This is a genomic window from Pseudomonas sp. GT1P32, assembly GCF_054897805.1.
This window is the reverse complement of sequence record NZ_CM142704.1, coordinates 2,656,368-2,669,489: the sequence shown is the minus strand read 5'-3', so window position 1 is coordinate 2,669,489 and position 13,122 is coordinate 2,656,368. Positions and strand designations below refer to the sequence as shown.

General features: G+C 59.4%; 11 protein-coding genes. All 11 read left to right on the top strand.

Going from position 1 to position 13,122, the window contains the following annotated elements:
* Nucleotides 1-5: 5 nt before the first annotated feature.
* The 11 genes from ACYZUC_RS12240 (at nt 6) to ACYZUC_RS12190 (ending at nt 13,054) form a co-directional block, all read left to right on the top strand.
* Nucleotides 6-734, top strand: coding sequence for a cephalosporin hydroxylase family protein (locus ACYZUC_RS12240; RefSeq protein ID WP_461995956.1), 729 nt, complete (start codon nt 6-8; stop codon nt 732-734).
* Nucleotides 735-788: 54 nt separating this feature from the next.
* Nucleotides 789-3,722 carry a glycosyltransferase family 2 protein gene (locus tag ACYZUC_RS12235; RefSeq protein WP_461995955.1) on the top strand — a complete coding sequence of 978 codons (2,934 nt, stop codon included), beginning with the start codon at nt 789-791 and terminating at the stop codon, nt 3,720-3,722.
* 30 nt (nt 3,723-3,752) lie between these two features.
* A complete protein-coding gene (pseB, locus tag ACYZUC_RS12230) occupies nt 3,753-4,754 on the top strand; it encodes a UDP-N-acetylglucosamine 4,6-dehydratase (inverting) (RefSeq protein ID WP_461995953.1) in 1,002 nt (333 codons plus the stop codon).
* Nucleotides 4,751-5,914 (top strand): UDP-4-amino-4,6-dideoxy-N-acetyl-beta-L-altrosamine transaminase, encoded by a 1,164-nt coding sequence (gene pseC / locus ACYZUC_RS12225; RefSeq protein WP_223480765.1) that lies wholly within the window; start codon nt 4,751-4,753, stop codon nt 5,912-5,914. Before pseB ends, pseC begins: the two co-directional genes overlap by 4 nt.
* Before the next feature lie 4 nt (nt 5,915-5,918).
* Nucleotides 5,919-6,614: a pseudaminic acid cytidylyltransferase gene (gene pseF / locus ACYZUC_RS12220; protein ID WP_461995951.1), complete on the top strand. Its 696-nt coding sequence runs from the start codon at nt 5,919-5,921 to the stop codon at nt 6,612-6,614.
* Complete coding sequence (gene pseG, locus ACYZUC_RS12215; protein WP_461995949.1) at nt 6,611-8,116, top strand: UDP-2,4-diacetamido-2,4,6-trideoxy-beta-L-altropyranose hydrolase; 1,506 nt, start codon at nt 6,611-6,613, stop codon at nt 8,114-8,116. The genes pseF and pseG overlap by 4 nt, the downstream gene beginning before the upstream one ends.
* On the top strand, nt 8,109-9,161 hold the full coding sequence (gene pseI, locus ACYZUC_RS12210; RefSeq protein WP_461995947.1) for a pseudaminic acid synthase: 1,053 nt from the start codon (nt 8,109-8,111) through the stop codon (nt 9,159-9,161). Before pseG ends, pseI begins: the two co-directional genes overlap by 8 nt.
* 228 nt (nt 9,162-9,389) lie before the next feature.
* Nucleotides 9,390-10,316, top strand: a complete 927-nt coding sequence (locus tag ACYZUC_RS12205; protein ID WP_134421374.1) for a ketoacyl-ACP synthase III — start codon at nt 9,390-9,392, stop codon at nt 10,314-10,316.
* 83 nt (nt 10,317-10,399) lie between these two features.
* Entirely contained in the window at nt 10,400-11,692 is a 1,293-nt protein-coding gene (locus ACYZUC_RS12200) for a motility associated factor glycosyltransferase family protein (protein ID WP_461995945.1), read from the top strand.
* On the top strand, nt 11,689-11,964 hold the full coding sequence (locus ACYZUC_RS12195) for a hypothetical protein (protein WP_461995943.1): 276 nt from the start codon (nt 11,689-11,691) through the stop codon (nt 11,962-11,964). Before ACYZUC_RS12200 ends, ACYZUC_RS12195 begins: the two co-directional genes overlap by 4 nt.
* Before the next feature lie 244 nt (nt 11,965-12,208).
* Nucleotides 12,209-13,054: a flagellin domain-containing protein gene (locus tag ACYZUC_RS12190; protein ID WP_461995942.1), complete on the top strand. Its 846-nt coding sequence runs from the start codon at nt 12,209-12,211 to the stop codon at nt 13,052-13,054.
* The last annotated feature ends 68 nt before the right edge of the window (nt 13,055-13,122 follow it).

Genomic DNA, 13,122 nt, shown 5'->3' with positions numbered 1-13,122 from the left:
TTTCAATGAATCCCCATGAGCAGTTTCGCGAAGAAGTAAAAGACAACATCGAAGGCCTGAAGAATGACAAGGCGCTGCAAGCCGAGTCGCTGGGCTGGGTTGGCACCACGGCCAAACACAAGTACACCTACAACTTCAGCTGGATGGGCCGGCCGATCATTCAGTTCCCGCAGGACATGGTCGCCATGCAGGAAATCATCTGGAACCTGCGTCCGGACGTGATCGTTGAAACCGGCATCGCCCACGGCGGTTCGCTGGTGTTTTACGCCTCGATCCTGGAACTGATGGGCCATGGCGAAGTGCTGGGTGTCGACATCGATATCCGCCAGCACAACCGCGAAGCGATCGAAGCTCACCCGATGAGCAAGCGCATCCAGATGATCCAGGGTTCGAGCATCGACACGGCCATCGTCGACCAGGTGCGCGAGCGCATCCAGGGCAAGAAAGTGCTGGTGGTCCTGGACTCCAATCACACCCACGAACACGTGCTCGAAGAGCTGCGCCTGTATGCACCGATGGTCTCGGTGGGCAGCTATTGCGTGGTCATGGACACCGTGGTCGAAGACATGCCGGAAGATGCGTTCCCGGACCGTCCATGGGGCAAGGGTGACAACCCGAAAACTGCGGTCTGGGCCTACCTGGAAGAGAACCGTGATTTCGAGATCGACCAGGCCATTCACAGCAAGCTGCTGATCACTGTCGCGCCGGATGGCTACCTGCGCCGAGTACGTTAAGCGACATCTCTATTCAAGCGTTAATCAGGCAATCGGTCTGTGGTGGGGAAGGATATGCAAGGCATTTACGGTTCTGAAAACATGCAGCCCTTGAGTGAACTGTTCACTCTGGTGCTGATTACACACAATCGCCCGACGTTCCTGCGCAGGGCATTGCAGTACTACAGCACGTTGCCTTGCAAGATCCTGGTTCTCGATTCATCGGCCATCGCACTCGAGGGCGCGGCAACGGTTGCGGACACCATCGACTATCGGCATTTGCCGCAATTTGGCTACTGGGGAATCCAGGCCAAACTGGTGTACGGCGTCGAGCAGGTCACCACGCCTTACATGGTCTTCGCCTCCGACGATGATTTCCTGTTGCACGGTGCCCTCACCGAGTCGGTGAACTTCCTCGAAGCCAACCCCGACTACGGTCTGTGCCATGGCTATTGCCTGATGTACCTGACCCACTCCAACTATGTGCAGTACTACCTTCGTGACAAGAAAGTAAACGAGGACTACAACGCCGAGCTCGGTCAGGATCGTGTACTCGATTACGTGAGCCAGTACATTCCGCCGTTCTATGGGGTCCATCGGACTTCGCTGCTGCGTGACTGGTATGACGCGATGCCTGAAGGAACGATCTTCCAGTGGCAGGAGATCGGGCATGTCTACTACATGCTGGCCCGGGCCAAGGCGCGGATTCTTCCAATTCCTTACGTGGTGCGTGAGGTCAACTATGGCCGCTCGGATCACAACACCGAGATCATGACGACCCTGGCCTTCAAGGACGCCCGGTCTGTCGCCGACCGTGAGCGTTTTGCCGGCTTCCTGGCATCGCTGCCGACCGGCATCAAAGGTCTGGATGAACACCAGACCGCGCAGGTCGCGCTGCAAAGTTTTGCCGCCCTCGCCGAGAGCCTGACAAAACGCAACGCGCTGACCATCGAGCCGATTTTCGAGTCTTACTGGACGGATCCGACGATAGGGCCGAAGCGGGTCTTCGGCCCTCAGCAATACGTTGAAATGCCGTTCTATAACAGTGCCTTCTTCGACCAACTGACGCAGTGCGAATTCCTGCTTCATTCGATGCCGGCGGGACGCCTGCAACTCGAAGAAATGGAAGGCGCGTTGCTCAAGCAGGAAGCGTTGCAGCGCACCTATTCCAATGACACTCCGGCGACCATCCAGACCCGTCTGATTGAAGCCGTTGGCCTGGGAGCGTTCAACCGTCGGGTGATGCAGAAACTGGCGCAGCAGCTGCTGGATATGGATGAAGCCGCTGATGCCCGGATACTGACCGATTGGGTTCAGCGCCTGGACAGCGTGCCAACCTTCGACAGCCGTCAGTTGCTCGACACAATGCCGTCGGGACGTCTGCAAAACTGGCTGCAGGCCCGGCAACCGAACGACACCGCGGTGCGCAAAATCAACCAGCACCTGGCGGCCAACGAAGGGGGCCCTCAGTTCGGCATTCTGCTGCTCGATCTGGACGCAGACATGGACAAGCTTCAGGTCACTCTGGACAGCCTCATGGAAAGTGCGTTCCGGGCGTTCAAGGTGGTGATCTTCACCACGGGCGACTTGCCGGCCGTCACCACGGCACAAAACACCCTGCACTTCGTCAAGGTCACGACGGCCAATTACGTCGACAAGCTGAACCAGATCGTTCGTCAGTCGACTTCGGACTGGTTGCTGCTGGCCGAGGCGGGTGACGAGTTCACCGCCGCCGGCTTCTTGCGTGCCAGCCTCGAGTTGCAAGACGCCGAGGGTTGCCGTGCGGTGGCGATGGACGAAATTCATCGCCAGGAGAATGGCACGCTGGTCGATGTGTTCCGGCCAGCCTTCAACCTCGACCTGTTGCAGAGCCTGCCGTCACTCATCGCGCGGCACTGGCTGATTCGCCGCGAAGCGCTGGTGGAAGTCGGCGGTTTTGCCCGCGAGTTCGCCTCGGCGCTCGAGTTCGACCTGCTGCTGCGCCTGATCGAAACCGGTGGCCTGGCCGGCCTTGCCCATTTGGCCGAGCCGTTGCTGATCACCGCCGCTCCTGAGTCGACAGCCAACGAACACGAGCGTCAGACGTTGGTCCGTCATCTGGTGACCCGCGGTTATCAAGCCCAGGTCAGTGCCGAAGCATCGGCTGGTTTGCGTATCGAATACCGCCATGCGGGGCGTCCGAAGGTATCGGTCATCATCCACAGCCAGGACAACCTGGAGCACTTGCAGCGCTGCCTGGTCAGTGTCTTGCAGCGCACGCGCTATCAAAACAACGAAGTTATCATTGCCGATAACCACAGCCAGTCCGCCGAGCTTCACACCTGGCTAGACAGCCTGGAACGAAACGGGCGGGGCCGGATTCGTCTGGTCAAGGCTGAACAGCGACTCAGTACGTCGGCCCTGATCAACCTCGCAGCCGGCGAGGCTCAAGGCGAATACCTGGTGTTGCTGGCGGCGGACGCCGAAGTGGTCAACGCCAACTGGATCGAGGCGCTACTCAATCAGGCACAGCGTCCCGAAGTCGGCGTGGTCGGTGCCAAGCTGGTGGACCGCGAGGGCAGCGTGACCGGTGCCGGGCTGATTCTGGGGCTCAACGGCGGGATTGCTTCACCTTTCATCGGTGAGAAAAAAGACGCGTCGGGCTACATGCGCAGATTGCTCGTCGAGCAGAATTACGCGGCCGTCAGCGGTGCATGCCTGATGATTCGCAAGGAAGTATTCGACGCACTCGGCGGTCTGGATCGGGAGCATTTCGATGACGTGTACGCCGATGTCGATCTGTGCCTGAAAGTTGCCGACGCCGGGTTGCTCACGGTGTGGACGCCGCAAGTGCAAGTTACCCATCCGGGCACCTTGCCGGACGCTCCTCAGGCAGTGGCGGCCCTGCGCGACAAGTGGCAGGCGCGTTTCGCGCACGACGAGGCTTACAACAACAACCTGGCCTTGACCGGCAAGGGCTTTGCCCTGAGTGAACCGGCCCCGGTGAACTGGGCGCAGTTGCTCGCATAAGCCTGACTGACAGGTACAAGGACTCAAGGCATGTTCAACGGTAAATCGATTTTCATCTCTGGCGGCACCGGCTCGTTCGGGCGCAATTTCATCCGCCGGCTGCTGGAGCAATATCAGCCGAAGCGGGTGGTGGTGTTCTCGCGCGATGAGCTCAAACAGTACGAGATGCAGCAGACGTTCAACGCGCCATGCATGCGTTACTTCCTCGGTGATGTGCGCGACGCTGATCGTCTGCGTCAGGCCATGCGCGGCATCGATTACGTGGTGCATGCCGCGGCACTGAAACAAGTGCCGGCGGCGGAATACAACCCGACCGAATGCATCCGCACCAACGTCAACGGCGCGGAAAACATCATTGCCGCGGCCATCGACAACGGCGTGAAAAAAGTCGTCGCACTGTCCACCGACAAGGCTGCCAGCCCGATCAACCTGTACGGCGCGACCAAGCTGCTGTCGGACAAGTTGTTCGTTGCCGCGAACAATATCGCCGGCGACCAGAACACCCGTTTTTCGGTGGTCCGTTACGGCAACGTTGCCGGTTCGCGAGGCTCGGTGGTGCCGTTTTTCAGCAAGCTGATCGCCGAGGGCGCCACGGAGCTGCCGATCACCGATGAGCGCATGACGCGTTTCTGGATCACCCTCGATCACGGTGTGCAGTTTGTGCTCGACAGCTTCGCCCGCATGCACGGTGGTGAAGTGTTTGTGCCGAAGATCCCGTCGATTCGTATCGTCGATCTGGCACTGGGCATGGCTGAACATTTGCCGCACAAGAACGTCGGCATTCGTCCGGGAGAAAAACTCCATGAGTTGATGGTGCCGCTGGACGACGCGCGGATGACGCTGGAGTTCGCCGATCACTACACCATTCAACCCTCGATTCGTTTCACCAGCGTCGACGTGGATTTTTCCGTCGACAAACTGGGCGAGCGGGGCAGGCCTGTCAGTGAAGACTTCGAGTACCGTTCCGACACCAATCCGCACTACCTGTCGGTTGGCCAGATTGCTGATCTGCACGCGAAACTGCCGGCATGATTCCCTACGGTCGGCAGAGCCTCGATCAGGCAGATATTGATGCGGTGGTCGCCGTGTTGCAGTCGGACTGGCTCACTCAAGGGCCGACCATCGAACGCTTCGAACAGGCATTGGCGCAACGTTGCCAGGCTGATTTCGCAGTGGCGGTGTGCAATGCCACGGCGGCGTTGCACATTGCCTGCCTCGCGGCCGGACTCGGCCCGGGTGATCGGCTATGGACTACGCCGAATACGTTTCTGGCTTCGGCCAACTGTGGTCGCTATTGCGGCGCCGAGGTGGATTTTGTCGACATCGATCCACTGACGTGGAATCTCGACGCTTACGCGCTGGCGTCGAAGCTTGAGGCCGCCGAGCGCGATGGTACGCTGCCGAAGGTGCTGGTGGCCGTGGCGTTTTCCGGGCAGAGCTGCGACATGCGCATGATCGCCGGGCTGGCCGAACGTTACGGTTTTACGGTGATCGAGGATGCGTCCCACGCGGTCGGTGCTTCCTATGCCGGACGTCCGGTGGGCTGCGGCGAATTTGCGGCGATGACGGTGTTCAGTTTTCACCCGGTGAAAATCATCACCAGCGCCGAAGGCGGCATGGTGTTGACCAACCGCCCTGAACTGGCCGAGCGCTTACAGCGTCTGCGCAGCCACGGCATGACCCGCGATCCGCAACAGATGACCGAAGCCAGTCACGGCCCCTGGTACTACCAGCAGGTGGAACTGGGCTTCAATTACCGGATCACCGATCTGCAGGCGGCACTCGGTCTGTCGCAGCTGGACAAGCTCGATGGCTTCATCGCGCGCCGCCGTGAACTGGCGGCGCGTTATGAGCGGTCGCTGGCGTACTTGCCGCTGACCTTGCCTGGCGCGCAGCCGGAGGCCGAATCGGCGTGGCATCTGTACGTGGTGCGGTTGCACACCGACCGGATCAACCTCAGTCATCGCCAGGTGTTCGAAGGCTTGCGAGCGGCCGGTGTCGGTGTGAACCTGCACTACATACCGGTGCATTTGCAGCCGTACTATCGCGACCTGGGGTTTGCCGAAGGTGACTTCCCGCAGGCTGAACGTTATTACGCCGAAGCCATCAGCCTGCCGATGTTTCCTTTGCTGAGCGATGAGCAGCAGGACTATGTGGTGGCGCAATTGCGGCGCCTGGTTCTTGAGGAGTAGTGTCTTGAGCAGCGTTGCGATCATTCCGGCCCGCGGCGGCAGCAAGCGAATCCCGCGCAAGAACCTCAAACCGTTCGACGGCGTGCCGATGATCGTTCGTTCGATTCGCACGGCGCTGGAGTCGCAACTGTTCGACCAGGTTATCGTCAGCACTGACGATGAAGAAATCGCCGAGGTCGCGCGGGCTCATGGGGCTCAGGTGCCGTTCTTGCGTCCGGCGTCGTTGGCCGACGACTTCACCGGCACCGCCGCGGTGATCGTTCATGCCTTGAATCAATTACCAGCATTCGACTATGCCTGCTGCATCTACGCGACCGCACCGCTGTTGCAGGTACGGTTTCTGCGTCAGGGACTTGAACTGCTGGAGCAGCATCCGGAAAAATCCTTCGCGTTTTCCGTGACCGATTTCGGCTTTCCCGTGCAGCGCGCCTTGACCCTCGACGAGCAGGGCGCGCTGACATCGTTGTACCCCGAGTTCCGCAACACCCGGTCGCAGGATCTGCCCGCTGCCTTTCAGGACGCCGGCCAGTTCTACTGGGGACGCAGCGAGGCTTGGTTGCGCGGCGACGTGTTGTTTTCCCCGGCGAGCCTGCCGGTTATCCTGCCGCGACATCTGGTGCAGGACATCGACACCCTCGAAGACTGGACGCGCGCCGAATACTTGTACGCTGCGCTGAAGGCGGGTGGTGAGTTGCAATGAGAGTGCTGATTCGCTCCGACGCGTCGCCCACCATTGGCAGCGGGCACATCGCTCGTTTGTTGCCGTTGGCCAGGGTTTTGCGCAAACAGGGCTCGCATGTTGCTTTTGCATGCCGCCAACTGCCGGGGCATCGGCTGGACATGCTGGCAGCCGAAGGCTTCCAGACATTTGCGCTGCCCGATCGTTATCCCGACGAAGACCCGCAACAAGCCATCGAATCCATGCTGCCGTGGCAGGCGGACATCGACGCGCTGGCGCACGCGTTGGAAAACCATCCTGCATTCGACTGGATCATCGTCGACCACTATGGGCTCGACCATCACTGGCAGGCGGCGGCCCGGCGCTGGGCGCCACGGATCGCCGCGGTGGACGACCTCGCCACTCGCCGGTACGCCGTCGACCTGCTGCTCAACCAGAATCTGTCGGGTACACCAGAGGCTTATGGTTCGCTGCTTGAACCCGGTTGCCAGACGTTGTTCGGCCCGCGATTCGCAATGCTGCGCGATGAGTTCTGCTGCCCGGCAATTACGATCAAGCCTCAGGCCAATAGGGTGCTGGTCAATTTCGGCGGTTTCGATGCGGCGATGCAGACTTATCACGCGATGTTGGCGATGGCCGATTTCCATGCGTTGGACGTTGATTTCGTGGCCGGTGCCGATAACCCGGCATGGGACAAGATGATGGCCATGGCGGCAAGTCATCCCAACTGGCGCTTGCACAGTTTTGTCAGCGACTTCTACCGCCTGATGACCGAGGCCGACCTGTTTGTCGGTGCCGGTGGGGGAACCAGTTGGGAGCGGGCGGCCTTGGGGTTGCCGACGATTTGCATTGCAGTCTCGAATAATCAGCAGGCCAACGGCGAGGTCATGGCGGCCTCGGGCTCCCATGTGTACCTGGGCCCCCGTGAGCAGGTGAGCGTCGAACAATTGCGGCAGGCCATCGGTTTTGTCGCGGGCAATCCTGGGATACGCCAGAGTCTGGCCGAACATTCGCGCCAGTTGGTGGATGGTCGGGGCGCACAGCGGGTGGCGGCCGCCCTGGCCGGTGCGGTGTTGCTGATCCGTCCCGTGACCACAGATGATGCGCAGCTTCTATTCGACGGGCGTAATGCCGAAGCGGTACGGCGCTCTTCGCTGGAGACTGGGGTGATCGAATGGTCGTCGCATCAAGACTGGCTGGCTGCCAGTTTGAACAATGCACAGCGTCTGCTGTTGATCGCCGAGGCCGATGACGGCCCGGTGGGCGTGTTGCGTTATGACTTGTGCGAATTTGAAGCTGAAGTCTCGATTTATCTGTTTGAAGATCGCATCGGCCTGGGGTGGGGCAAGGCGCTGCTGGCTCGGGGCGAGGCTTTCGTGACCACTCATTGGCCGCAACTGCGGACTATCACCGCTCAAGTATTGTCCGAGAACCTGCCGTCGCTGAAGGTATTTCGCGAAGCCGGTTTCACTCAGAGTGCTTGCGTGTTCACGCGCGAATTAAAGGATCACTGCAATGACTAGCTTCAAAATTGGCGACCGCTCGATCGGGGCTGATGCGCCGCCGTTCATCATCGCCGAGATGAGTGGCAACCATAACCAGTCACTGGACATGGCCCTGCAAATCGTCGATGCCGCGGCCAAGGCGGGTGCGCATGCCTTGAAGCTGCAAACCTACACCGCCGACACCATGACCCTGGACCTGTCCGAGGGCGAGTTCTTCATCAAGGACCCGAACAGTCTGTGGGCCGGGTCTTCCCTGTACGCGCTGTACGAAAAAGCGCATACGCCGTGGGAATGGCACGCGCCGATTTTCGCCCGCGCCAAGGCGCTGGGCATGCTCGCGTTTTCCACGCCGTTTGATGACACCGCAGTGGACTTCCTCGAAAGCCTCGACGTGCCGGCCTACAAGATCGCCAGTTTCGAGAATACGGACCTGCCGTTGATTCGCCGGGTTGCTGCAACCGGCAAGCCATTGATTATTTCTACCGGCATGGCCAGCATCGCTGAACTCGACGAAACCGTACGTGCCGCCCGCGAAGCCGGTTGCAAGGATCTGGTGTTGCTCAAGTGCACCAGCACCTACCCGGCGACGCCCGCCAACAGCAACGTGCGGACGATTCCTCATTTGCGCGAATTGTTTGGCTGTGAAGTCGGGCTGTCTGATCACTCGATGGGCGTCGGTGTGTCTGTGGCCGCGGTGGCCCTCGGGGCAACGGTGGTGGAAAAGCACTTCACCCTCGACCGTAGCGCCGGTGGCGTGGACGCCAGTTTTTCGCTGGAGCCGGCGGAGCTCGCCAGCCTGGTGATAGAAACCGAGCGCGCGTGGCAGGCCATGGGGCATGTGCATTACGGTGTGACGGACGCCGAGCGCAAGTCACTGGTGTACCGCCGCTCGCTCTACGTGACTCAGGACATGGCTGCCGGCGAACCCTTTACTATCGCTAATCTGCGAGCCATTCGTCCGGGGCTGGGGTTGGCTCCAAAACACGCGGAAACCCTTCTGGGTCGCCGTGCCCGTCAGGCCATCCCGCGCGGAACGCCGCTGGACTGGTCGTTGGTCGAATAACCCCTTATGGTGCCGATTCGGCAAAATAGCGTGACCTGCGAGTCATAACGCGCATCTTCACTGTATTGTATTAATCGGGAAGGTGGCGCCTGGCCTGTTTTTGGCCCAGTGATAGCCTTTTATTCTTCTCGCCGTCGCCTCAATGAGGCGGCGTTTTTCTCCGTTTGTCGGCGCCCCTCGAATCATTACGAGCGGTGGTATTGGGCTGTTTATTATTGGGAAGCCGTAATGATTGGCATAAAAAGCATTGCGAGCTACGTTCCTGTAGCCGGCGTGGACAATTACGCACAAGGTGCAAAATTCGAAAAGGATGAAGAATTCATCCTGGGCAAGATCGGTTCGGCCTTCCTGCCGCGTAAAGACGCTGGTCAGGAAACCTCGGACCTGTGTGTCGAAGCAGCCAACGCGCTGTTCGCCAACAATCCGGACTTGAAACGTGAAGACATCGACGTGCTGATCGTCGTCACGCAGAACGGCGACGAAGAAGGCCTGCCGCACACCGCCGCCATCGTTCAGGACAAACTGGGCCTGCCGACCACCGTCGCCGCGTTCGATATTTCCCTGGGCTGCTCCGGTTACGTCTACGGCATCTACGCCATCAAGGGCTTCATGGAAGCTGCAGGCTTGAAGAATGGCCTGCTGATCACCGCTGATCCGTACTCGAAGATCGTCGACCCGGAAGACCGCAACACCACCATGCTGTTTGGCGATGCCGCCACTGCAACCTGGATGGGCGAAAACGCGCCATGGCAATTGGGCAAGGCCAAGTTCGGCACCGACGGTTCCGGTGCGCCGCACCTGAAGGTGACCGATGGGGTGTTCTTCATGAACGGCCGTCAGGTGTTCAACTTCGCGCTGCTGAAAGTCCCGGCGCACTTGCACGAACTGCTGGCCGATTCGCAGCTGACCGCTGATGATATCGATGCGTTCTGCATTCACCAGGGCAGTGCCGCGATTGTCGACGCCGTAGCGCGCCGTTTCGAAGGCGAGCCGGAGAAGTTCATCAAGGACATGGTCGAGACCGGCAACACCGTGTCGTCGAGCATCCCGCTGCTGCTTGAGAAACACGTGCTGGACTCCACCTGGAAACGTGTGGCGTTGAGCGGTTTCGGCGTTGGTTTGTCATGGGGTTCGGCGATTATCTATCGCCCTTGATCCTTCAAAAGCCAGGCACAAAAAAAGCGTTCAAGGTGTAACCTTGAGCGCTATTTTTTTGCCCGAATGAAAAGCGAGGCTCCATGAGCGAGTTGTTTGAGCGCAACGGCGAGTTGATTCAGCGGCGCTGGCCCAAGGTCTGGCATCGACTGTCGGTGGAGAACAGCGCCGAGTTGCACGCAGATCTGGTGGAAGGCCAGGGCTCGACATTGAGCATCAATGGCATTCAGTTGACCAGTCGCCATGACCGCACTCGCGAAGCGTTGCTTCAGGCCGACAGCCTGCCCGTCGACAGTCCGGTGGTGCATGTCTATGGCACCGGGCTGGGGGATTTGCAGCTGCAATTGCTGGAGCGAACCGGGCTTGAACGGTTGTACGTGCACATTCTGAACGGCGCGGTGTTTGCCCTGGTGCTGCAACTGCTCGATCAACAGTCGTGGCTCGGCGATTCGCGAGTGGTGCTGCTGTACGCCGGCGATCTGGCGGAAATCCAGTTGCCGTACTTCGCGCTGCCTTCGGAGCTGGTGCTGGCGGATGACTACAACGCCAAGATCCGCGACCGGCTGATCAGCGAAACCCACTTGACCTTCAACAATCGCGAATTCAATGCCGACAATCCGGAGATTGCCGAGCGTTTGCAGGCGAGTGTCGAGCGTGTTCGCGCCGATGCCGATGCTGCCGAGCTGTTTGCCACCTGTTCCGGCAGGGAAGTGTTTGTCATTGCCACCGGACCCAGCCTGGAACAGCACTTCGACACGCTGCGGACAGTGCGCGAACAGGCGCAGCGGCCGTTGTTCATTTGCGTCGATACCGCCTACCGACCGCTTATCGAGCATGGCATCAAGCCGGATGTGGTGGTCACGATTGATCAGCGCATCTCGACGCGACATTTGCCGCCCGATGCCACGCGCGATATCACGCTGGTCTACATGCCTATGGTTGATCCTGAGGTTTTGGGAGGTTGGCAGGGCAAGCGTTACGTGGCCTATTCCGCCAGTCCTGTCTATAGGGACATACGCGAGCAGTTGCCCAAGGCCCAACTGTTTGTCGGTGGCAGTGTGATTCACCCGGCGGTGGACCTGGCGGTACACATGGGTGCCAGCCAGATCACGCTGTTCGGCGCCGACTTTGCTTTTCCGAACAACAAGACCCACGCCGGCTGGAATGACGGTGACCTTGGGCCGCAGGTGGGCGCTGCCCGGCACTGGGTGCTCGATGGCCACGGTCAGCGGGTCAAGACGCAGCTCAATTTCCGCAGTTACTTGTGCGAGCTGGAACGGTACATCGGCGGGCATCCTCAGGTGGCTTTCTATAACAGCAGTCGGGCAGGGGCGATGATCGTCGGCACGACGTTTCACCCGGAGCTCACGCGATGACTGAATCCTCCCTGATTGCCGAAGCGCTGCAGTGTTCTGTTTTGTTCCGTCTGGGGCGAGATGTCGAAGCCGCGCTGCTCATGGTCCAGGTATGCAGTGATGTGCAATCCGCGATGGGGCACGAGACTGTCGAGGTCCAATCCCGCTGGGCGGCGTTGCTCACCGACATGCTGACCTGTCAGGAGGCGCAGGATTGGTTGGCGCTGGCCGATTATCTCGATCATGAGTTGCCCCAATTGCTGGAAGCAGCCTTGGCCGGTCAAGGCTTTTGACAATGTGCCGGTACAGGCGAGTCCTCGCTGTCCCGTTACCGGCATTTCCCTGACGTCACTTTTTTGGATTGGCTTGCCGCCAAGCCCTTGTTTTATGGGGGGTGGCAGTGTGATGGCAAATTTTTTTCAAAATGGCCTAAAGCAACCTGCATTCGCGACGATAACTATTACGAAGGTTCTCTAGGCCATACCCGGCGGTTGCCAGGGCCGGAAGCCGCAGTACCCAACCAACGAGGAATTCGTCATGGCTTTGACAGTAAACACCAACACTACGTCGCTGAACGTTCAGAAAAACCTGAACCGTGCTTCCGACGCGCTTTCGACTTCGATGACTCGCCTGTCTTCCGGCCTGAAAATCAACAGCGCCAAAGACGACGCCGCCGGCCTGCAAATCGCTAACCGTATGACCTCGCAGATCCGTGGTCAGACCATGGCTATCAAAAACGCCAACGACGGTGTTTCGATCGCTCAGACCGCTGAAGGCGCTCTGCAAGAGTCGACCAACATTCTGCAACGTATGCGTGAAATTGCACTGCAATCGCGAAACGACTCCAACGGCACTGCTGACCGTACCGCTCTGGACAAAGAATACCAACAGTCGGTTGCAGAACTGACCCGTATTGCTCAGTCCACCAACCTGAACGGCAAAGCGCTGATCGACGGTACTGCTGGCGCGATGGAATTCCAGGTAGGTTCGAACACTACTTCCGACAACCAGATCACTCTGACCCTGTCGACCAGCTTCGACGCCAGCGCCCTGGGCATGACCGGTACTACCATCTCCGGTGCTTCCAACTCGGGTAACCACAACTCTGTTCTGTCGGCAATCTCGGCAATCAACGTTGCTCTGGACAAAATCAACTCCACTCGTGCTGACCTCGGTGCTGCTCAAAACCGTTTCTCCACCACGATCTCCAACCTGCAGAACATCAACGAAAACGCCAGTGCTGCACTGAGCCGCGTACAAGATACCGACTTCGCTGCTGAAACTGCACAGCTGACCAAGCAAAACACCCTGCAACAAGCTTCCACTTCGGTTCTGGCCCAGGCCAACCAACTGCCATCCGCTGTACTGAAACTGCTTCAGTAATAGCTCGGTAAGTTTTGGCGGGGGAGTGCGCACGCGTGCTCTCTCGCTTTTTCAATTTAAGAGGTGAT